We start from the raw sequence: 19,879 nt of genomic DNA, 5'->3' as shown, positions 1-19,879 counted from the left end.
GAAGGAACGAACATGACTGCCCAGTGGACCGACGATCAGGACGTGGACGCGACCCTGCGGGCCGTGCTGATCGACGTGCTCGGCCTGGCGCCGACGCAGGTCGCCGGCTTCGACGATGCGACCGCGCTGTTCGGCGCCCTTCCCGAATTCGACTCCATGGCCGTCGCGGGCCTGCTCAGCGAGCTCGAGGAAAGGCTCGGAATCCTGATCGAGGATGACGAGGTCGAGGCCGAGATGCTCGAAAGCTACGGACGGCTGCGCACCTTCGTCCGCGCCAAGGCTCTGCAGTGACCATAAGCGGTCTCAATTACGACCGCTATAGCGTTGAAGGAAAAGAAGAATGGGTGATGCGCATCGGTCCCGCCGATCGCCCTGCCCTGCTCATCCTCGCGCCGCTTCTCGAGGAGATGAACCGGACCCGCGCGCTGCTGGCCGCGACGATGCGTCGGCTCGCGGAGCGAGGCTGGACCTGCCTGCTGCCGGACCTGCCGGGCACCGGTGAGAGCGAGCGGCCGCTCGAACGCTGCACCTGGGATGATTGGAGAAAGGCCGTCCGGGCTGCGGCACCGTCACCTCTGGCGGGAATCGTCGCAATCCGCGGCGGCTGCCTGCTCGACGACGCCGTCCCGTCGCAAGGCGTATGGAGATTCTCCCCGGTAGACGGCGCCGCGCTGGTCCGCGATCTCGACCGGGCCGGCCGGGTCAGCGATGGCGGCGCGGCGGGCTATACCCTCTCTCCTGCGCTGGCGGGCGCGCTCGCCGACGCGGTTCCGGCCGGGCACGCGCGGCTCCGCACGCTGCGCCTGTCGAGCGATCCCGGCGCGGCCGATCGCAAGCTCGACCATGCGCCTCTCTGGCGCCGTGCCGAACCTCAGAATTCATATGAACTCGTTGATCTAATTGCTTCGGATATAGATGAATGGATGCGCGTGTGCGGCGCCTCCTGACCTTCTCTTGCGAAGGCGCGGAGCTCGGCGCCACGCTCGACGGAGAGGGCGCCGGCGCCACTGGGCTGCTGTTCGTCACCGGCGGCACCCAGACCCGCATCGGCTCGCATCGGCTGTTCGAACGCCTCGCCGCGGCGCTCGCCGCCGAGGGCATCCCGTGCTTCCGTTTCGACCGGCGCGGCGTTGGGGACAGTGGCGGGGCGGATCCGGGCTGGCGGGGATCGGCGCCCGATCTGGCCGCGGCGACCGCGGCCTTCCGCAGCGCGTCTCCCCGGCTGGAGCGCGTGCTCGGCATCGGGCTCTGCGACGGCGCGACGGCGCTGGCCCTGTTCGGCGGCGAGGCCGGGCTCGCCGGCGCCATCCTGCTCAACCCCTGGCTGGTCGAGGCGGAGCCGGGGGAACCACCTCCGGCCGCGATCAAGCACCATTATCAGACGCGCCTCAGCAGCCTGCTCGGTTGGCGGAAAATCCTTGCTGGATCGGTGTCTTGGACGAAAGTCTTGAAAGGGGTTGGGAAGATCTTCTCAGGCTCGGACAGCAGCCTGGGCGACGAAGTGGCGGCGGCGCTCGCCGCTTCGCGCTTTCCGGTCGAAGCGATTCTCGCGACCGACGACGGCACCGGCATCGCCGCCCGCCACGCGCTCGCGCGGCCGGCCTTCGCCGGCGCGCTGCGACGCCCGCCGCTGCTGCTCGAGACGAGCTCCCACACCTTCGCCCGGCCGGGCGATCCGCAGCGGCTTCTCCATGCGGTGCGGGAGAGCCTCGCGCGTTTCGAACCGCAGACCTGGAGCGCGATCGGCTGAGGTGGAAGCATTTCGCGCTTCCACCGTCGGCGTGAATCGCGCTCCATTCAGATGGTCTAGGCCGCGACCGACGCCTCGAATTCGGCCTCGGCCAGGAAGCGCTCGGCGTCGAGCGCGGCCATGCAGCCGGTGCCGGCGGCGGTCACCGCCTGGCGGTAGGTCTTGTCCATGACGTCGCCGCAGGCGAACACGCCTTCGACATTGGTGCGGGTGCTGCCGGTCTCGACCTCGATATAGCCGTCCTTGTCGAGCGCCAGCTTGCCCTTGAACAGCTCCGTCGCCGGCGAATGGCCGATCGCGACGAACCCGCCCTCCACGTCGAGCCGGCTGATCTCGCCGGTGCGGGTGTCGCGCAGGTCGAGGCCGACCAGGCCTTCCGGCGTCCCGCCGGCGACGAACCTGTCGACGGCCTTGTTCCACAGGACCTTGATGTTCGGATGCGCGAACAGCCGCTCCTGGAGGATCTTCTCGGCGCGCAGCGTATCGCGGCGGTGGATCAGGGTGACGTCGTGGCTGTGGTTGGTCATGTACAGCGCTTCCTCGACCGCGGTGTTGCCGCCGCCGATCACCGCGACCTTCTTGCCGCGGTAGAAGAAGCCGTCGCAGGTCGCGCAGGCGGAGACGCCCTTGCCCTTGAGATGCTCCTCGCTCGGCAGGTTCAGCCATTTGGCCTGGGCGCCGGTCGCGATGACCAGCACGTCGCCGGTATAGACCGTGCCGCCGTCGCCGATCAGACGGAACGGACGGCGCGAGAGATCGACCTCGACGATATGGTCCCACTCCATCTTGGCGCCGACATGCTCGGCCTGGGCCTGCATCTGCTCCATCAGCCAGGGACCCTGGATGACGTCACGGAAGCCGGGATAATTCTCGACGTCGGTGGTGGTGGTGAGCTGGCCGCCGGGCTGGATGCCCTGGACGACGATCGGCGCCATGCCGGCCCGGGCGCCGTAGATGGCGGCGGAGAGGCCCGCCGGGCCGGAGCCGAGGATCAGCATGCGGGTGGAATGGGTAGCGGTCATCGTCTCACAATCTTCAGGTTTCGAGCAGGAGATAGGGTGCCGGGGAGGCCCGGCGCAACCATCCATTTGCCGCCTCCGCCCGCCGCTGGTAGAGGCGCCGGCATAGCGAAAACAGCGAACATGGAGAGGCCGCAATGAACGCGCCCGCCAGCATTCACGACAATCCCCTCGGACTCGACGGATTCGAGTTCGTCGAATTCACCGGCCCGGATCCCGAGGCCCTCGCCGGCCTGTTCACCGCGCTCGGCTTCACCCACCTCGGCAACCACCGCTCGAAGAACGTCCGGCACTATGCGCAGGGCGACATCAACTTCATCCTCAACATGGAGCCTTCGGGCCAGGCCGCTGATTTCCGCCAGGCGCACGGCCCCTCGGCCAACGGCATGGCGTTCCGCGTCAAGGACGCCAAGCGCGCCTTCGAGATGGCGATCGAGCGCGGCGCCACCGCCGTCGAGACGCCGCGCGGCCCGGGCGAGCTCGAGATCCCGGCGATCGAGGGGATCGGCGGCTCCTATCTCTACCTGGTCGATCGTTACGGCGCCGAGCAGATCTACGACGTCGATTTCGAGCCCGTGGCCGGCGCGGCGCGCGACTCCCGCTCGGTCGGGCTCCACACCCTCGATCACCTCACCCACAATGTGAACCGCGGCCGGATGAATCACTGGGCGCAATTCTACGAACGCATCTTCAACTTCCGCGAGATCCGCTATTTCGACATCGAGGGCCAGCAGACCGCCCTCCTCTCCCGGGCGATGACGGCGCCGGACGACAAGATCCGGATCCCCCTCAACGAGAGCCAGGACGAGCACAGCCAGATCGAGGAGTTCCTGCGCGAGTATAAAGGCGAGGGCATCCAGCACCTCGCGCTCGCCACCGACGACATCTTCGCGACGGTGGACGCGCTCCGCGCCAACGGCATCCGCTTCCAGGACAGCCCCGAGACTTATTTCGACATGATCGACCAGCGCCTGCCGGGCCACGGCCACAGCGTCGACGAGATGCGCAAGCGCCGGATCCTGATCGACGGCTCGCCGGAGACGGGGGAAGGCCTGCTCCTGCAGATCTTCACCGAGAACATGATCGGGCCGATCTTCTTCGAGATCATCCAGCGCAAGGGCAACCAGGGCTTCGGCGAAGGCAATTTCAAGGCGCTGTTCGAGTCGATCGAGCTCGATCAGATTCGCCGCGGCGTCCTTCCCTCTGCCGGCGCCGGCCACTGAGCCGGGGGGCGGCACTCTCCACCCCCACTCCCCTTTGTCCCAGCGTGCCGGGCAGTCCCAAGGGCGCTGCCCGGTGGGATGGGGCGCCCCCCTGATTAGCTGTGCGCAGGGCCTTGAACAGCCTGCGGATTTGCTGTTATCTCCTGTGATGACACCGGTGCCATTAGGCAACCGACCGGAATAATCCGGCGGTACCGGCTGGGTGGGAGGACCTATGATGACTCGTTTCTCGAGAAGCCTTTTCGCACGTTCGGTCTCGACCGGCGCCCTCGTGATCGCCGGGTTCGCGGCGGCTCCGGCCTGGGCGCAGGAGGCCCAGCCCGACGAGGCGGCGGCACCGATCGAAGGGACCGGTTCCGCGTCTCAGGAGGAAACCGGTGTCGCCACGTCGGCCGAGAACGACCAAATCGTCGTCACCGGCTTCCGCGCCAGCCTCGAGAACGCGCTGAACGTCAAACGCCGGTCGAATCAGATCGTCGATGCGATCACCGCCGAGGACATCGCCGACTTCCCTGATGCCAACCTCGCCGAGTCGATCCAGCGTCTGCCGGGCGTGTCGATCGATCGCGAGAACGGCGAAGGCCGCTCGATCACCGTGCGCGGTCTTGGCGGCGACTTCCAGATGGTCCGCCTCAACGGCGCGGATGCGCAGGCGGTCGCGGGCGGGATCAGCTCCGACGCGGGCGCCAATCGCACCCGCGGCTTCGATTTCAACACCTTCGCTTCCGAGCTGTTTGGCGGGATCAAGGTCACCAAGTCGACCGCGGCAGCCAATGACGAAGGCTCGCTGGGCGCGATCATCGATCTCACCACCGGCCGACCGCTCAGCCTCAAGGAAGAGCGGCTCGCGGTCGGCGCCGAGGCCGAATATCGTGAGAACGGCGGCAAGGTGAACCCGCGCCTCACCGGTCTCTTCTCGAAGCGGTTCGGCAACACGCTCGGCATCCTCGGCTCCTTCGCCTATCAGAAGCAGGAGCAGCAGATCGACGCCTACCGCCGGAGCATCGGCGCGTTCGAATATGCCTATCGCAACTCGCAGATCCAGGGCGTCACCCCGAACGTGTTCGGCTTCGCCCGCCCGAGCAATGCGGGTACGGGCGCGACCTTCGGATCGGATCCGGCGGCCTATGCGCTGGTCACGCCGACCACGATCATCCCGGCCCTCCCCTCGATCGGGCGCCAGAATCTGGAATACGATCGGATCGGCGCCACCTTCACCACCCAGTGGCGGCCGACGAGCCGAACCGAGATCATCCTCGACGGCGTCTATTCGCGCTTCCGGCAGGACAGCACGGTCAACGCGATCACGCCGATCGGCCTCAATCGCAACGGCACCAACGCCCGCGTCACCCAGAACACGCTCCGTGCCCCGAACACGGCCAACGGCCTTGCGGACCGCATCGCGCTCTATCCGAATTGCGTGCCGTCGGCGGCGATCGACTGCGGCCAGTCCCTCTACGGCGGGGGCCTCGTTCCGGGCACCCGCGCGAGCTTCAATCCGAACAACCTCAACCCGTTCGATTATTACAATTCGCCGACCTCGCCCGGCTTCGTGCCGACGGCGAACCAGACCGGCTTCTACACCCAGCTGATCGGTCGCCCGAACACCAAGATCCGCGAAGCCCATGTCAACGAGGCCGGCCAGGCCGATTATCTGCTGCTCGACGATGTCGACTGGCGCAGCTCGGCCGACGCCCAGTTCGGCAACACCCAGTTCAAGCAGGGCACGATCAACGTCACCCAGGAGTTCACCGACCGCTTCCGCGCCGAGGGAACGCTCGGCTGGTCGAAGTCGAAGTTCCGCGGCACCGGCTTGCTCGCCGAGTTCAACGCCATCGATCGCGACGGCTATACCTATGACGAGCGCGGCGACGGCATCATGCCGGTGTTCAACCCCGGTTTCGACGTCGCCGATCCGAACCAGTGGACGCTGGTCAAGGGCCTCTCCACCATCCGCTTCTTCGACACGCGGGTGGACAATGAGTTCAAGGTCGGTCGCCTGAACTTCGCCTGGGACTTCAACGACGCCTTCACCCTGCGCTTCGGCGGGACGTGGAAGCAGTTCGATTATGCCGCGGCGCAGGGGCGCCGCGAGCAGGACATCGAGGCGATCAACCCGACTTTGCTCGAGGCCGGCCTCACCAGCGGCGACCTCGGACAGGTGCTCGGCTTCGGCCAGGGGCTGACCGTCTCGGCCGGAACGCCGACGAGCTTCTTCGCGCCGAACCTCGACGCCTTCCGCCAATATTTCGGAATCGACTGCAATTGCATCAACAAATGGGGCGATTATCGCGCGGTCATCGACGGACGCGAGATCAACGCGGTGACCGAGAAGGATCTGTCGGGCTTCGCCCAGATCGATTTCGACACCGAGCTGTTCGGCAACCCGCTGCGCGGCGACATCGGCGTGCGGGTCGCGCAGACCAAGGTCAGCGGCCGCGGCAACGTCGGCGGCTCGCGCAGCTCGGTCGGCCTGCCGGTCGAGGCTCACAATGAATATACCGACGTGCTCCCCTCGGCGAACATCGTCTACGAGCCGGTCGAGAACTTCCTCGTCCGCTTCGCCGCGTCGAAGACGATGTCGCGGCCGCAGCTCGGCGCGCTGACCCCCGGCACGACCTCGTTCGCGACCGGCCTCAACGCCACCAACGCGCCGGCCGTCACCGTCGGCAACCCGTATCTGAGCCCGTTCCGCGCGACCAATTTCGACCTGAGCTTCGAGAAATATTTCGGGCGCAACGGCATCATCGCCCTCACCCTGTTCCACAAGGACCTGAAGTCCTTCCCGCAGCAGATCGCCACCGAGGCGCCGCTGTCGAGCGTGTTCGAGTCGGCGGTCTACGAGCAGATTCTCGACTCGATCACCAGCCCGACGCTGCGCGAGTACACCGAGGCTGGAAACGTCTGGGCGATCCGCCAGTATCAGGATGCGCCGGGCGGCAAGATCAAGGGCTTCGAGGTCAACGTTCAGACGAACTTCGATTTCCTGCCGGCACCCTTCGACGGCATGGGCATCACCGCCAACTACACCCACATCGAGTCGAAGCTGAGCTACCTGACCAGCACGGTGCTCAACACCACCCGCACCGGCCCGCCGACCGCCGCGAACACCTTCGCGACCGGACCGTTCCTCAACACCTCGCCCGACGCGTTCAACGCCACCCTCTATTACGAGAACGACGTCTGGTCGGCGCGCGTGTCCGGGGCCTACCGCACGCGCTACGTGAATCGCTTCCCGCTGGCGAGCGGCACCTGCTCGGTCGGCACCACCACCCAGAACGGCGGTCCGTGCAACTCGCCGGTGATCGGGGATTTCGGCTTCACCGAGAACCAGCTCAACATCGATGCGGCCTTCTCGATCAACGTGACCGACTATCTGAGATTCACCCTGGAGGGACGCAACCTCACCAACGAGCCGAGCTACCGCACGATGTACGCGGACAGTCCGGTGACGCAGACCTACCAGAGCACCGGCCGCATCATCACCGCGGGCGCGCGCCTGGTCTTCTGATCCACGATCAAGCGGAGAGAGCCCTCCCCGCGCGGGGAGGGCTCTTTGCTGGGCGCTGCCTGCTGGTCACGGGCGCCAGTCCCCCAGAACGCGGCGGAAACGCGCTGCCTGCGCGTCGCCGAGCTGCCGCCGCGCGGCATGGCGGCCGCCGCCGGGGCCGCGGCTGCGATATTCGAAGAACCGCGCGTCGCCCGGCTCGAGCCGCATCGGATAGCCTCCGGGTCCCTTGTAGCCCATCCAGGTCCAGCCCTCGGGCGCGACATGGGCGTCCATCCAGCAGTCGAGCCACGCCGCGGCGCCGAGCAGCGCGGGATTCCCACCGGCCCGCCACGGCCGGCCGAGCCACACCGAGCCGTCGGGCAGGCCCGGCTCGCGGGTCAGCCGACAGTGATCGAAGACGAAGCCGATCGGCTGGGCGCGCGGCGTGCTCGGCGCCGCGACATAGCCCTGCAGCGTTTCACCGGGCCGCAGCCGCGACCGTATCTCGCAGCGCTCGAACAGCGCCGCCGCGCCGCCGAAGATGAAGTCGATGCTGCCCGCGATCAGGCAGTCGCGCACCGCGGCGCGTCCGGCGCGAAGGTAGAAGGTGTCCTGATGGCCGAGCAGGTCGACACTCTCGATCACGCTGCGATCGGCCGCGTCGCCCAGCGCCAGGGCCACTGCCTGCGCGCCCTCGACCCGGCGGTCTCGCAGGTTGGCGACATAGTCGAAGCCATTCTCGATCGTGAGGTTGCGCGCGACGAAGCCCGGCGCCTCGACCGTCAGCGTCGCCGAGCCGTAGGTGCCCCAGCTGCCGCCGCCCGGTTTCGCCTGTCCCGCCGCGGCGGAAGCGCTCAGCACGCTCGTCCGGCGATCCTCTCCCACCAAGACAAGGTTGGGGCGCCGGACGGCCAGCTTCTCCTCCCATTTCCCGCGGCCAAGCAGGATCCGCCACGGCCGATCGCCCGGCGGCGCCGCGGCGAGCGCGGCGGCGAGGCTGTCGTGGGTGCCGCCGCGATGGCGGACCATTGCGTCGAAGCCGCCCGCGGCCTCGAGCCGGCTGGGGCCGAGCGCCGCCAGCGCCGCGAGCCCGCTGCAGACCGAGCGGCGATCGACGCTCACGGCGCGCCGACGAGGCCGTTCAGCCACTCCTCGACATTGGTGTAGCCGTCGCCGTCGCGGTCCGCGGCGCCATCGGCCGCATTCCCGGGGTCGAGCCCGTGCGCTGCCTCCCAGTCGTCGGGCATTCCGTCGCCGTCGCCGTCGCGCCACGGCTGTCCGGGGGCGAGCGCCGGCCAGCCGCCGACCTCGCTCTGGCTGTCGATCAGCCGGCCAGTGCCGGTACGGACCGATTCCACCACGCGCACGTCGACAGGGTCGCGGACAAGCGACGCTCCGGCGGATGCCAGGATCCGGGCCGCCGCGCTAGCTGCCGGATCGCGCTTCACCGGCGGCGCGCGCAACGGGCCGGCCAGCCTGTATTCGTCATCGCTGCGGCCGGAGACGAGGCTCCAGGGATCGTTCGGCGTGCGGCCGTTCATCATGTTGCCGGCGAACCAGGCGTGGGCGATCGGGTTCCGCTCGTCGAAGGCGATCGCCTTCTTCGAATCCGGTCCCGTGCGGTAGCTGTTGTCGACGAAATTGTAGGCGGCGTGCGACGCCTTCTCGCCGCTGTCCGCATTGTAGCCGGAATAGCCGCCGCCCCAATTGTAGAAGAGGTTCGATCGGATGTCGTAATAGGCGCCGACGCTGTCCTTCTCCGGCGGGAGGTAGTTGCCCGGTCGCGGCATGCGGGCGCCGTGATGCGCCCAGAGATTGTGGTGGAACGTCATCCATGCCCCCCGCCCGCCGCGCAGCAGCGAGCCATAGCCGTGCTCGCCTTTGGCGTGCAGCGACTTGCGCAGGGATTCGGAGATGATCGACCATTGCACGGTAACGTCGCTCAGGTCGTCCGCCGCCGTGCGGTAGGGCGAGCCCGACGAGAGGGTCTCGTCCACCGACCAGCTCGCCGAGACGTGATCGACGATGATCCTGTGCCCGCGGCTGATCGTGAAGGCATCGCTCTCCACCTTGCTCTCGTCGCCGAGGCGGCTGCGAAGGTAGCGTACGACCACGTCGTCGGCGGCGATTTCGAGATGGCGGTCGCGCAGGGTGATGCCGCCGCCCGGTGCGGTCTGCCCGGCGATGGTGATCCGGCCGTTGCGGATGACCAGCGGCTTCTTCAGCTCGATCGTGCCGCCGATGTCGAACACGACGAACCGCGGCCCTTCCGCTTCCACGGCCGCCCTCAGCGAGCCGGGCCCCTTGTCCTCGAGGTTCGTCACACGGAGCACCCGGCCGCCGCGCCCGCCGAGCGCGAGCCGCCCTGCTCCTTCGGCCCCTGGAAAGGCCGGCAATGCGTCGCCCGCCTGGGGCGCCGCAGCCGCGGCCGCGCCGCTGAGGAGAAGGCCGATGATACCGAGCCGTCCAATGCCCGACCCGGCAGTTGCGACGAGATCGCCACCCTTCGCCGTCCGACCTGCGTCCTGACCCTGCCATGCCTGCGGCGCAGCGCCGCACCCGTTCCTCCCGGCCATGTCCTCTCCCGTCTTGCTGCGGCGATGGCCGAGCATCGCACGTCTGGTAACCGGTGTCACGTGCTTCGGCGAGCCGTGGCACCCGCGCGGCTAAGTGCCGATTTTCGCGTTGGATTAACCAGGACTCGCCTATAATGAGGACATGGGATGGCGCCACGGCGCCAGCGGGCTTTTGTAAAGAGGAACCTGGACGTGGGGGGAGCCATCGCTCTGGCCGTCGGCATGCTGTCGAGCTACACCTTCTATCGGCTGAAGGATCAGGAGGATCTGCGCGGCTGGGAACGCAAGCTGTTGCGGCCCGCCGGCTATATGCTCGTCGCTTTGTTCCTCGGCCTCTCGGTCCTGCTGTTCGGCACCATCGGCTTCGGCCTGCTCGAAGCCTGATCCTGGGGCGGGCCGCGCAGCCGGGACCGGCCGCAGCGCCATCCGCCGCTCGGACGGTCAGCCGCGGCGGTCGAACAGCCTGCGTTCGCCGCCGCCGAACGCGCCGCTCAGGAAGGCAAGGTCGGGCCTGATCTCGTCGAACCGGATGCTCGAGGCGGCGGGATTGAAGCCGTTGCGGAAGCCGGACAGGGCCAGCCGGATACCGGCGTCCTGCAAGGCGCGCAGATTGCGCATCGTCGCGCCGGCACGGCTGAGGAACTGGGTTTCGCTGAGCTCCACCGTCAGTCGCGCCCGATCGAGGCCGCTCATGTCGAGCTGGGTGACGATACGCTCGGCGGTCCAGTCCTCCTGCCATTCGGCCGCGGTCAGCGTCAGGCAGAGCATCGTCTCTGCGGGCCAGCCGGCGGCGAGGCTGCAACCTTCGCGCACGACCAGATCGGTGCGGGCGCGGGCGAGGAACGCCGGCCGTTCCTCCGAGGCCTTCAACACCCGCTCGCGGCTGCGCATTCGCGCGATCCGCTCCGATGCCCCTCCTTCGAGGTCGGAATTGTAGAAGCGATAGCTGCCACCGCCCGCGCGTTTGGCTTCGTGGAGCGCGATGTCGGCCGCGCGGAACAAGGATGCGTAATCGTTCCCGTGGTGCGGAAAGCAGGCGGCGCCGATCGTCGCGCCGGGGCTGAGGGTGCTGCCGCTGCAGGCAAAACCCTGGTTGAGGCGCGCGGTCAGCTCGACCGTCTGGCCCTCCCCTCCGGCTTGCTCGCCGGGGACGTAGAAGGCGAGCTCGTTTCCGCCCATGCGGCCGGCAATCGCGCCCTCCGGACACGAGGCCTGAAGCCGCCGTGCGCTCTCGACGAGGAGGGCGTCACCCGCGGCATGGCCATAGACGTCGTTCACCGACCGCAGGTTGCCGATCTCGATCAGGAAGACGGCGCCCCGTTGCTCGGCCGCAGCGGCCGCCGCGAGAGTGGCGCTGAGTTCCTCGCGAAAGGCGTGACGGTTGAGAAAGCCGGTCAGCGCGTCGTGTCGGGCCAGCGCCTGGGCATGCTCCTCGGCGCGCTGGCGGGCGAGGACCTCACGACGCAGCGCCCGGCTGGCTGCGGCGACGCGGAAGAGCAGATAGGCCGCGAGGCCGGCGCCCCACAGCCCGAGAAGCAGGAGATAGAATTCGGCCTGGGTCATCAGCCGCCCCTCGACGGTGACGCCGTGAAGCTCGAACTGATGGCTGCCCAGCGGCGCGCCGTTGCCGGTGAGAAGCTGCAGCGCGACGATGTTGCCGAACTCTGTGCGCCCGAGTTCCGGCGGCACCTTCTGCTCGGTCAGCCACCAGCCGGCGACGGCGAAGTTGGCCATGGCGAGATCGGCGCGCGCAGGCCCCTGGCCGACCCGCAGCTCCAGCGTATTGTACTTGGTGCTGCCGGGCACCTCGACCCTGCTGTAGCGCGGATCGAAATTCCTGAGGTTGAGCCGGAGACTCTCCGCCGGTCCTCGATAGCTGTAATCGACCAGGATTCGCTCCGCGCGCGACAGATCGAACCCGCTCCGGTCGTCATCCGCCAGATCGAGCTCCAGTCCGCAGAACGGGAAGCGCGTGCGGCCGCCGAGGGTGCAAACCCAGCCGGATCCGCGCGCGCGCATCGTCGAGCTGCCGCCGAGCAGCTGATCGCTGTGCGGCCTGACGATCCCTGCCGCCATGCCTTTCGCGTAGAGGATCTGCTGCCGCTCGAGCAGGCGATCCTCGCCGGCGACCGCCGCGAAGGTGGCGGCGAGAAGCAGGAGAAATGCGAGCTGCAGGCCACGGTGCTGGCCGAGCGCCGGCGGCTGCCAGCGGCCATCGCCGCCGAAATGCGTGAAAAAGCCGGCCGCCGGCACTCTGCCCGACGATCGGGAAGACGCCCTGAGCGGGAAGCGCCAGCGGCGCGTGAGAGGATCGCTCGCGGTGATCACGCGTCTTCGCGTAATCGTTGATCCTTAATAACGCGTAGACGATGCCCGGAGGGCAGGTGCGTAGGCTGGTGCCGAAGCGGAGCTCAGGCGGCGATGCGAAGCCCGCCGGCCCGGGCGAGCCAGGCCCGCGCCTGCTTCTGGGCCTCGGCGATCTCGGCGCGCGTCATCTCGTCCGCCACTTCACCCCGGCAAAGCTGGGCCTCGACGCTGCCCTGGAGCGCGGCGAGGTTGAACCATTTGTGCGCTTCGACGAGGTCGATCGGCGTCCCGTGCGCGCCGGAAGAATAGATGGCGCCGAGCTCGAACAGGGCATCGACATCGCCCCGTTCCGCGTCGGCGATACGGCTGGCGGCAAGAAACTGCGCCTGCTTGTAACTGATTCCCATGAAAATCCCCCTCGCTGAAGTCCCGGCGGATAGACATCGACGGCATTGGTGACTCAATTAAGAGGATTCTCTTACGGGCTTTTCCGGGTGCGGATCGTCGGCTCCTCGCGGAGTTTCGATCGGCTGCCCCGTCAGCCTCGGTTGCGGATGATCGCCTGCGCCTCGCCGCGAAACGGGAGCAGGCGCCCGGCGCGATACACGGTCTCCCACTGGCCGCCGCCGCGGACCTGGAGGATGCGCCCGCGACGGCCCGTCACCAGGATCCGCGCCTCGCCTGCGATCCAGGCGTCGAGCATCGCCTCGAAGGTCTCGGCCACGTCCTCGAACGGGAAGAAATAGGACCAGAAATCGGCGACCCCGAAGTTCAGCTCGTCCATGTTCTGGAGGCCGAGCGTGATCGGCAAAGACAGCCCCGGCTGCGCGGGGAAGCTCCAGAGCAGCTCGATCGGCGGCTCCGCGGCTGCTTCCCAGCGAAGCCCGTGGCGCGCCGCGACGCGACGGAACAGCCGCTCGGCTTCCTCGGTGCAGTCCCTACGCATCAGTGGAAGCTAATGGAACGGGACGCCGCGCGGCAATCGGCCAGTCGCGGAAGGAAGGCAGCCATTGCGGGCCTCGCCCGCACGTGGGAAAGGACGCGCCATGTGGCTTCTGCTGACGATGATGGCTCTCCCGCCGGAGCCGTTCGATTTCGCCGCCCTCGATGGGGCGATCGAGCGGTGCGAGCGCAAGATCGCTTTGCCCGTCTTCGCCGCCGAGGCGCAGCGGCGCAGCGCGTTCCTCACGGCAGCCTATCAGGAGCAGGCGGCGATCGCGGCCGAGCGGGTCGCGACGGTGGCAAGAAGGCGCGCGCTGCGGGAGGCTCCGGTCCGGCCCGCCGTCCCACCCGCCGCGGCAACGACTCCGACCGCGACGTCTCCGGCGGAGACCGATGCGGAGCTGGCGCTGCGACTGCTGTCTCTCGAAGATCGCCAGCAGGCGCTCGACGAGGCCCGTCGGCTCGAGGCGATGCGCCAGGAAGCCGTCGACATGAAGCGCGGTTATTTCCTGACCCACTGCCCGTCCGGGAAGAAGGGCGACTGACCCACCGCGCAGCTGCGCCCTGCCGCTGGCGCCCGGCGCGTTGATCTCGATGTCGGACGATGTGGTAGCGGAGGAGGGACTTGAACCCCCGACACGCGGATTATGATTCCGCTGCTCTAACCAGCTGAGCTACTCCGCCCCAAGGCGCCGCGCCGCCGTCTCCGGCGGGCGTTGCGGGCCTATACGGAGGGCCTCGGGCACCGTCAACTGGGCACGCGCGACTGGCGGCGCGAGCTTCTCACCGCGAGCGCCCGCTGCGCTGACGAGCACCGGCCGTCCGCGTCGCGCAGCGGTCTCGCGCGTCTGATGGGTGCCCACCATCCGCGGCCCGCGCGGGAACCGCCCTGCCCCTCTTGTCGTTAGCGGGCCAAAACGGAGACGTGCCGATGGAATTGCTGACCCCTCTCGAAACGCTGTGCAGGATCATCATCCGGGCGCGGGAGAACGAGGCCCAGGTGCCGGCGCAGGACCCGGACGAGGATCCGGACAATGTCGATGACTTCGACGACGAGAGCGGCGCCGGCGCCCTCTCCACGCTCGAGGACGAGCTGAACGACGTCGAGGAGGAGCTTCGCGCGACGCTCGACGATCTCGCCGACGATCAGCTCGCCGAGACGCTGGCGCTCGCCTGGGTCGGGCGCGGGACGTTCGACGTCAGCGAGTGGGACGATGCCTTCGCCGAGGCCAGCGACACCGATCCCGAAAGCGCGATCGACGATCTGCTCGACATGCCGCTGCTCGCCGCGCACCTCGAGGCCGGCCTCACCGCGTTCGACTACAGCTGCGATGGCGTCGGTCAGCTCGACTGACGGGCGAGGCGCCACCGGCCGCTCAGCCTCGGAAAACGTGTGCCTTCACTCTCTCCCAGGGTCCGCCGAGGTACCGCCAGGTGGCGAGGCCGCGGATCGCCAGCGGACGGGGCGTGAAGGTCGCCCGCAGGGCTGTCTGAAGGCGCCGCGCGTCGCGTGACTGCACCTTGTTCTGGATCGTCACGTGGGGCCGCCACGGGGCCATGTCCTGAGGCGTGAGCAGGCCACGCAGCGCCTCCGCGAGATCGTAGCGTATGTCCTCCAGCTCCTCGCTCTCGACGCGGAGCGCGGTGCCCTCGCCGAGATCCATCACTCCGGTCATGGTGGCGCGGGGCGGCGGCGTCGCCGCGTAAAGCGAAAGCCGATGGTCGAGTTCGTCGGCGACGCTCGGCGGCAACTGGCGGAACAGGGTGAGGTGCGCCGGCACCTGGTTGCGCTCGGCCGGATAATGGGTGCGGCGAAGCTCCTGGAGCCAGCCATTGTCGCCGTCCCCGAACAGGGCGGTGACGATCAGCGGCGCGGTGCTCAGATTTCCACCTGGCTGCCGAGCTCGACCACCCGGTTCGGCGGCAGCTTGAAGAACTCCATCGCGCTTTCGGCGTTGCGCAGCATCCAGGCGAACAGCCGCTCGCGCCAGATCCACATTCCCGGCCGCGACGAGGCGAGCAGGGTCTGGCGGGCGAGAAAGAAGCTCGTGTCCATCATCTTGAACGCGGGGCCGCAGGTCTCGACCTTCGCCAGCGCCGCCGGCACGTCCGATTCCTGCATGAAGCCGAAGCGCAGGACGAGTCGGTAGAAGCCGCTGCCGAGATCGGTGAGGTCGAAACGCCGGCCTTCCTCGACATAGGGCACGTCCTCGATCTTGACGGTGAGCAGCATCACCCGCTCGTGCAGCACCTTGTTGTGCTTGAGGTTGTGGAGCAGCGCATGCGGCACGCCGTCCGGCGCGGTGGTCATGAACACGGCGGTCCCGGGAACCCTTGTGGCGCTGCTCGCCGCGGACTTGACGAAGATCTCGACCGGCATCGAGGCCTCGCGCATCCGCGCCAGCATCAGCTTGCGGCCGCGCGCCCAGGTGGTGAGGAAGGTGAAGGCGACGAGCCCGATCAGCAGCGGGAACCAGCCGCCGTCCGGCACCTTGGTGAGGTTCGCCCCGAAATAGGCGAGATCGACCAGAAAGAAGAGCGCGAGCAGCGGCACGGCCAGCCACGGCCGCCACTTCCACAGCGAGAACAGGACGACCGACAGCAGGCACGTGTCGATGAACATCGCGCCGGTCACCGCGATGCCATAGGCCGCGGCGATGTTGGTCGAGGTCTGGAAGAACAGGACGAGCAGGATCACCATCACCAGCAGCGCCCAGTTGATCACCGGGATGTAGATCTGGCCGACGGCGGCTTCGCTGGTGTGCTGGATGCGGAGTCGCGGGATGAAGCCGAGCTGGATCGCCTGCTGGGTGACCGAGAAGGCGCCGGAGATCACCGCCTGGCTGGCGATGATCGTCGCCAGGGTGGCGAGGATGACGAGCGGCAGCCGCAGCATCTCGGGCGCGAGCAGGAAGAACGGATTCCTGATCGTCTCGTTCGCGGTGACCGGATCGAGCGACAGGATCATCGCGCCCTGCCCCATGTAGTTGAGCATCAGCGCCGGCATCACGAAGGCGAGCCAGGAAAGGCCGATCGGTCGCCTCCCGAAATGCCCCATGTCGGCGTAGAGCGCCTCCGCGCCGGTGACCGCGAGAACCACGGATCCCAGCGCCAGAAAGGCGCTCCAGCCGTCGTGAAAGAAGAAGTTGAGCGCGTTCAGCGGATTGAGGGTCTCGAGCACGATCGACGGCATCAGCACGATATGGGAGATGCCCAGCACCGCGATGGTCAGGAAGTAGACCAGCATGATCGGCGCGAAGAACGCGCCGACCCGGGCCGTGCCGACCGACTGGATGGCGAACAGGCCGACGAGGATGCCGACCGCGATCGGCAGCACGTAGGGCGCGAAGCTCGACTGGACGGTGGTCAGTCCCTCGACCGCCGAGAGCACCGACATCGCCGGCGTGATCATGCTGTCGCCGTAGAAGAGCGCGGTCGCGAACACGCCGAGCAGGACGATGCCGGAGGTCCATTTCTTGGGTCCGCCGCGCGCGGACTTGCGGTTGATCAGCGCGAGCAGGGCGAGGCTGCCGCCCTCCCCCTTGTTGTCGGCGCGCATGATGACGCTGACGTATTTCAGCGACACCACGATCATCATCGACCAGAAGATCAGGCTGAGCACGCCGACGATCTCGGCCGGACCGTGCGGTAGCTGATGGTGACCGGCGAAGGTCTCGCGGAAGGCGTAGATCGGGCTGGTGCCGATGTCGCCGAAGACGACTCCGACGGCGCCGGCGGCGAGCCGGGCAAGGCCCGACTGCGGGTGATGCCCGGCGGGACGATCCGCGGGCAGTTCAGGAGCGGCGGCTGCGTTCATGGGTCGAGAAGGGACGGGACGTCCGGATATCCTCTGTCACGCCCGGGCATCGCCAGGGTCGGCGGCCATTACCACCGCTCCGCTCAATCCGCAACGGCGACAAAACGATCCGCACCCTCTATAGGCGCGCCACAATCAAAAACGGAGAGTCTTCCCATGCGCGTCGGGGTCCCGAAAGAGATCAAGAACAACGAATATAGAGTCGGGCTTACTCCCGCCTCGGTCGCCGAGCTGGTCAGCGCCGGCCACGAGGTCGTGGTCGAGACCCGCGCCGGCCTCGGCATCGACTTCGACGATCAGGAATATGTCAACGCCGGCGCGCGCATCGCCGCGACGGCGGCCGAGGTCTTCGCCCAATCCGACATGATCGTGAAGGTCAAGGAGCCCCAGGCGCAGGAGATCGCCCTGCTCGAATCGCGGCACCTCCTGTTCACCTACCTCCATCTCGCCGCCGACAAGCCCCAGGCCGAAGGCCTGATGAAGTCCGGCGCGACCTGCATCGCCTACGAGACGGTCACGTCGCATGACCGCTCGCTGCCGCTGCTCAAGCCGATGTCGGAAGTGGCCGGCCGGATGTCGATCCAGGTCGGCGCCCATTATCTCGAGAAGGAGCAGGGCGGCCGCGGCGTGCTGCTCGGCGGCGTTCCCGGCGTCGCGCCGGCACGGGTCGCGATCTTGGGTGGCGGCGTCTCCGGCGTCAACGCGGCCCAGATGGCGGTGGGCATGCGCGCCGACGTCACCATCTACGACATCTCCAACGCGCGTCTCGCCGAGCTCGACATGTTCTTCGGCAGCCAGATCAAGACGGCCTATGCCTCCAAGGCGGCGATCGCCAAGGCGGTCACCCAGGCCGAACTGGTGATCGGCGCCGTCCTCGTGCCCGGCGCGGCGGCGCCGAAGCTGGTCACGAGGGACATGCTGAAGACGATGAAGCGAGGCTCGGTGCTGGTCGATATCGCGATCGATCAGGGCGGCTGCTTCGAGACATCCCGCCCGACGACGCACGAGGATCCGGTGTTCGAGATCGACGGCGTGATCCATTATTGCGTCGCCAACATGCCGGGTGCGGTCGCCCGCACCTCCGCCTTCGCGCTGAACAATGCCACCCTGCCGTTCGTGATCCGCCTCGCCAACGCGGGCGCCGAGGCGGCGATGAAGGCCGACCCGCACCTCGCCAACGGCCTCAACGTCTCGGGCGGCCGGATCCGCCATCAGGCCGTCGCCGAGGCGCTCGACCTGCCGTTCGTGCCGGTCTGAGCGACAAGGGAACGGAACATATGTGGAACGCGTCCGTTGATCGGGAAACTCCCCTTTGACGGACGCGAACCATGACCGACAGCAAGCAGACCCCGCCCACGCCGGAAAAGGATCCGGACGAGTGGGTGACCGGCGACGAGAGCATGACCGGGCCCCAGGCCTCCTATCTCAAGACGCTCAGCCAGGAGGCGGGAGAGACGTTCGATCCCGAGCTCAGCAAGGCGGAAGCCTCGAAGAAGATCGACGAGCTGCAGCACGAAACCGGACGCGGCATCGATCACTGACGCCGGCGGCGCCGAGCCCTTCGTACCGGCCACGGACCAGCGAGGCGCCGCGTCAGGCTGGTGCTTTCACTCCGCCGTGATGGGCGGCGGCGGAAGGGGCGGTGCATCGGCGCTCTCCAGCACCTCCTCCTTGTCCTCCTCCAGATAGAGCCGGCGGATCAACACCAGGACGACGATGGTCAGCGGCGTCGCGAGCAGCACCCCGGCCACGCCGAACAGGATGCCGGCGGCGATGATCCCGAAGATCGTGACCGCCGGCGGCAGGTCGACCATCCGGTTCTGGAGGAGCGGCATGACGAGGTTGCCCTGGACCTGCTGCACGGCGATCAGCACGCCGATCGTCCAGAGGCCGGTGTCGGTCCCTTGCCCGAAGCCGAGCACCACTGCCGGCACGCCGGCGAGCAGAACGCCGAGATAGGGCACGAATTCGGCGAGCCCGGCGACAAGGCCGATCGCCCAGGCTGCCGGGACACCGACCAGCCACAAGCCCAGGCCGGTCGCGACGCCGACGAAGACCATGCCAAGCGCCTGCCCCTTCAACCAGTTACGAAGCGACTCAGAGATTGCATCGAGCGTCTCGGCGGCGGGAGTCTGCGCCCGCGTCGGGATCAGCCGCAGCAGGCCCGTCGCGTAGAGCGTCGGCTGGGCGGCGAGATAGATGCCGCCGATCAGGACGATGGCGAAGCCGGAGAGGCCTCCGCCGACCGCGGCCAGCGCGGTGGTCGCCGCATTGACTACGGCCTGGCCGCTCGGCGCCAGCCCCTGGGCGCGCTCGAGGATCGCCACGCCCATGCGGGAAGTCTCCAGCCGGGCCTGCAGATTGGCCCAGGCCGCTGGCAGGCGGGTCGCCAACTCGGCGAACTCTCCCTGCAGGGTCGTCCCGAAGAAAGCGAAGGCGCCGCCGATCAAGCCGAGCAGCCCCAGCACGGTGAGGCCAAGGGCGATGCCGAACGGCAGCCGCGTCCGGCGTCGCAGGGCGTTGGTGATGGTCAGCAGGATCAGGGAAACCAGCGTGCAGGCGAACAGCAAGAGCAGCAGATCGACCAGCATCCACAGCACATAGGCCGCGGCGACGGTGGCGATGACCACCGCCGTCGCCCGGAACACGCGTTTCTCGAACGTGTCCCGCCGCGGCCGGTGGCGGGAGGCTTCGTGCCGGAGGATCTCCGACTGTTCGCTGAAATTGGACATCCCTTCGCGACTCCCCTGCCTCA

19 protein-coding genes and 1 tRNA gene are annotated in these 19,879 nt (G+C 68.1%); 10 read left to right on the top strand and 10 right to left on the bottom strand.

Features of this window, described 5'->3' with window-relative positions; translation table 11 throughout:
- Positions 1 to 12: 12 nt before the first annotated feature.
- From E2493_RS11430 to E2493_RS11420, 3 genes are read left to right on the top strand one after another with little or no spacing between them, the layout of a single operon-like run.
- The gene (locus E2493_RS11430) at positions 13 to 291 is read left to right on the top strand and encodes an acyl carrier protein (RefSeq protein ID WP_135086842.1); all 279 of its coding nucleotides are present in this window, start codon (positions 13 to 15) and stop codon (positions 289 to 291) included.
- 56 nt (positions 292 to 347) lie between these two features.
- Positions 348 to 947, top strand: coding sequence for an alpha/beta hydrolase family protein (locus E2493_RS11425; RefSeq protein ID WP_225421401.1), 600 nt, complete (start codon positions 348 to 350; stop codon positions 945 to 947).
- Entirely contained in the window at positions 920 to 1,750 is an 831-nt protein-coding gene (locus tag E2493_RS11420) for a hydrolase 1, exosortase A system-associated (RefSeq protein WP_135086838.1), read from the top strand. Before E2493_RS11425 ends, E2493_RS11420 begins: the two co-directional genes overlap by 28 nt.
- A 56-nt stretch (positions 1,751 to 1,806) precedes the next feature.
- Here E2493_RS11420 and trxB read toward each other — a convergent pair whose 3' ends face one another.
- Positions 1,807 to 2,772 carry a thioredoxin-disulfide reductase gene (gene trxB / locus E2493_RS11415; protein ID WP_135086836.1) on the bottom strand — a complete coding sequence of 322 codons (966 nt, stop codon included), beginning with the start codon at positions 2,770 to 2,772 and terminating at the stop codon, positions 1,807 to 1,809.
- Between the two features lie 134 nt (positions 2,773 to 2,906).
- Between trxB and hppD the strand changes: the two genes are divergently transcribed.
- Together hppD and E2493_RS11405 are read left to right on the top strand one after the other, a co-directional pair.
- Positions 2,907 to 3,992 carry a 4-hydroxyphenylpyruvate dioxygenase gene (hppD, locus tag E2493_RS11410; protein WP_135086834.1) on the top strand — a complete coding sequence of 362 codons (1,086 nt, stop codon included), beginning with the start codon at positions 2,907 to 2,909 and terminating at the stop codon, positions 3,990 to 3,992.
- A 217-nt stretch (positions 3,993 to 4,209) separates the two neighbouring features.
- Positions 4,210 to 7,503 carry a TonB-dependent receptor gene (locus tag E2493_RS11405; RefSeq protein ID WP_225421400.1) on the top strand — a complete coding sequence of 1,098 codons (3,294 nt, stop codon included), beginning with the start codon at positions 4,210 to 4,212 and terminating at the stop codon, positions 7,501 to 7,503.
- Positions 7,504 to 7,569: 66 nt separating this feature from the next.
- Here the strand turns inward: E2493_RS11405 and E2493_RS11400 are convergent, their stop codons facing one another.
- Together E2493_RS11400 and E2493_RS11395 are read right to left on the bottom strand one after the other, a co-directional pair.
- Positions 7,570 to 8,604: a pectinesterase family protein gene (locus E2493_RS11400; protein ID WP_135086830.1), complete on the bottom strand. Its 1,035-nt coding sequence runs from the start codon at positions 8,602 to 8,604 to the stop codon at positions 7,570 to 7,572.
- A complete protein-coding gene (locus tag E2493_RS11395; RefSeq protein ID WP_225421398.1) occupies positions 8,601 to 10,058 on the bottom strand; it encodes a pectate lyase family protein in 1,458 nt (485 codons plus the stop codon). The genes E2493_RS11400 and E2493_RS11395 overlap by 4 nt, the downstream gene beginning before the upstream one ends.
- A 192-nt stretch (positions 10,059 to 10,250) precedes the next feature.
- Between E2493_RS11395 and E2493_RS11390 the strand changes: the two genes are divergently transcribed.
- Positions 10,251 to 10,442 (top strand): hypothetical protein, encoded by a 192-nt coding sequence (locus E2493_RS11390; protein WP_135086828.1) that lies wholly within the window; start codon positions 10,251 to 10,253, stop codon positions 10,440 to 10,442.
- Positions 10,443 to 10,499: 57 nt separating this feature from the next.
- On the opposite strand, the gene E2493_RS11385 is transcribed toward E2493_RS11390, so the two are convergent.
- The 3 genes from E2493_RS11385 to E2493_RS11375 form a co-directional block, all read right to left on the bottom strand.
- Complete coding sequence (locus tag E2493_RS11385; protein ID WP_135086826.1) at positions 10,500 to 12,311, bottom strand: diguanylate cyclase domain-containing protein; 1,812 nt, start codon at positions 12,309 to 12,311, stop codon at positions 10,500 to 10,502.
- 158 nt (positions 12,312 to 12,469) lie between these two features.
- The gene (locus tag E2493_RS11380; RefSeq protein ID WP_135086824.1) at positions 12,470 to 12,772 is read right to left on the bottom strand and encodes an SEL1-like repeat protein; all 303 of its coding nucleotides are present in this window, start codon (positions 12,770 to 12,772) and stop codon (positions 12,470 to 12,472) included.
- 131 nt (positions 12,773 to 12,903) lie between these two features.
- On the bottom strand, positions 12,904 to 13,311 hold the full coding sequence (locus tag E2493_RS11375) for a hypothetical protein (RefSeq protein ID WP_135086822.1): 408 nt from the start codon (positions 13,309 to 13,311) through the stop codon (positions 12,904 to 12,906).
- 100 nt (positions 13,312 to 13,411) lie between these two features.
- On the opposite strand from E2493_RS11375, the gene E2493_RS11370 reads away from it, so the two are divergent.
- Positions 13,412 to 13,852, top strand: a complete 441-nt coding sequence (locus tag E2493_RS11370; protein WP_135086820.1) for a hypothetical protein — start codon at positions 13,412 to 13,414, stop codon at positions 13,850 to 13,852.
- Positions 13,853 to 13,914: 62 nt separating this feature from the next.
- Here the strand turns inward: E2493_RS11370 and E2493_RS11365 are convergent.
- Positions 13,915 to 13,991 (bottom strand) — tRNA-Met (locus E2493_RS11365).
- A gap of 247 nt (positions 13,992 to 14,238) precedes the next feature.
- Here E2493_RS11365 and E2493_RS11360 point away from each other — a divergent pair.
- On the top strand, positions 14,239 to 14,661 hold the full coding sequence (locus E2493_RS11360) for a DUF3775 domain-containing protein (protein ID WP_135086818.1): 423 nt from the start codon (positions 14,239 to 14,241) through the stop codon (positions 14,659 to 14,661).
- A 22-nt stretch (positions 14,662 to 14,683) separates the two neighbouring features.
- Here E2493_RS11360 and E2493_RS11355 read toward each other — a convergent pair whose 3' ends face one another.
- The gene (locus E2493_RS11355; protein WP_318531693.1) at positions 14,684 to 15,160 is read right to left on the bottom strand and encodes a 2'-5' RNA ligase family protein; all 477 of its coding nucleotides are present in this window, start codon (positions 15,158 to 15,160) and stop codon (positions 14,684 to 14,686) included.
- Positions 15,161 to 15,186: 26 nt separating this feature from the next.
- Complete coding sequence (locus tag E2493_RS11350; RefSeq protein WP_135086816.1) at positions 15,187 to 17,124, bottom strand: potassium transporter Kup; 1,938 nt, start codon at positions 17,122 to 17,124, stop codon at positions 15,187 to 15,189.
- 156 nt (positions 17,125 to 17,280) lie between these two features.
- Between E2493_RS11350 and ald the strand changes: the two genes are divergently transcribed.
- The gene (ald, locus tag E2493_RS11345) at positions 17,281 to 18,381 is read left to right on the top strand and encodes an alanine dehydrogenase (RefSeq protein WP_135086814.1); all 1,101 of its coding nucleotides are present in this window, start codon (positions 17,281 to 17,283) and stop codon (positions 18,379 to 18,381) included.
- A gap of 71 nt (positions 18,382 to 18,452) precedes the next feature.
- Complete coding sequence (locus E2493_RS11340) at positions 18,453 to 18,665, top strand: DUF3072 domain-containing protein (RefSeq protein ID WP_135086812.1); 213 nt, start codon at positions 18,453 to 18,455, stop codon at positions 18,663 to 18,665.
- A gap of 66 nt (positions 18,666 to 18,731) precedes the next feature.
- Here E2493_RS11340 and E2493_RS11335 read toward each other — a convergent pair whose 3' ends face one another.
- The gene (locus E2493_RS11335) at positions 18,732 to 19,856 is read right to left on the bottom strand and encodes an AI-2E family transporter (RefSeq protein WP_135086811.1); all 1,125 of its coding nucleotides are present in this window, start codon (positions 19,854 to 19,856) and stop codon (positions 18,732 to 18,734) included.
- Positions 19,857 to 19,879: the final 23 nt, after the last annotated feature.

Origin of the sequence: Sphingomonas parva (ex Maeng et al. 2020) (assembly GCF_004564275.1) — a bacterium.
GTDB classification, from domain to species: Bacteria; Pseudomonadota; Alphaproteobacteria; order Sphingomonadales; family Sphingomonadaceae; genus Allosphingosinicella; species Allosphingosinicella parva.
Note: the sequence above shows the minus strand (reverse complement) of the source record. Positions and strands in the feature narration are given on the sequence as shown.

Excerpts from the sequence above, each read along its gene's own strand:
- E2493_RS11380 (WP_135086824.1), bottom strand. The coding sequence starts at position 12,772 with ATGGGAATCAGTTACAAGCAGGCGCAGTTTCTTGCCGCCAGCCGTATC.
- E2493_RS11335 (WP_135086811.1), bottom strand. The coding sequence starts at position 19,856 with ATGTCCAATTTCAGCGAACAGTCGGAGATCCTCCGGCACGAAGCCTCC.
- E2493_RS11420 (WP_135086838.1), top strand. The coding sequence starts at position 920 with ATGGATGCGCGTGTGCGGCGCCTCCTGACCTTCTCTTGCGAAGGCGCG.
- trxB (WP_135086836.1), bottom strand. The coding sequence starts at position 2,772 with ATGACCGCTACCCATTCCACCCGCATGCTGATCCTCGGCTCCGGCCCG.
- hppD (WP_135086834.1), top strand. The coding sequence starts at position 2,907 with ATGAACGCGCCCGCCAGCATTCACGACAATCCCCTCGGACTCGACGGA.
- E2493_RS11405 (WP_225421400.1), top strand. The coding sequence starts at position 4,210 with ATGACTCGTTTCTCGAGAAGCCTTTTCGCACGTTCGGTCTCGACCGGC.
- E2493_RS11430 (WP_135086842.1), top strand. The coding sequence starts at position 13 with ATGACTGCCCAGTGGACCGACGATCAGGACGTGGACGCGACCCTGCGG.
- E2493_RS11395 (WP_225421398.1), bottom strand. The coding sequence starts at position 10,058 with ATGGCCGGGAGGAACGGGTGCGGCGCTGCGCCGCAGGCATGGCAGGGT.
- E2493_RS11370 (WP_135086820.1), top strand. The coding sequence starts at position 13,412 with ATGTGGCTTCTGCTGACGATGATGGCTCTCCCGCCGGAGCCGTTCGAT.
- E2493_RS11375 (WP_135086822.1), bottom strand. The coding sequence starts at position 13,311 with ATGCGTAGGGACTGCACCGAGGAAGCCGAGCGGCTGTTCCGTCGCGTC.
- E2493_RS11340 (WP_135086812.1), top strand. The coding sequence starts at position 18,453 with ATGACCGACAGCAAGCAGACCCCGCCCACGCCGGAAAAGGATCCGGAC.
- ald (WP_135086814.1), top strand. The coding sequence starts at position 17,281 with ATGCGCGTCGGGGTCCCGAAAGAGATCAAGAACAACGAATATAGAGTC.
- E2493_RS11360 (WP_135086818.1), top strand. The coding sequence starts at position 14,239 with ATGGAATTGCTGACCCCTCTCGAAACGCTGTGCAGGATCATCATCCGG.
- E2493_RS11350 (WP_135086816.1), bottom strand. The coding sequence starts at position 17,124 with ATGAACGCAGCCGCCGCTCCTGAACTGCCCGCGGATCGTCCCGCCGGG.
- E2493_RS11425 (WP_225421401.1), top strand. The coding sequence starts at position 348 with ATGCGCATCGGTCCCGCCGATCGCCCTGCCCTGCTCATCCTCGCGCCG.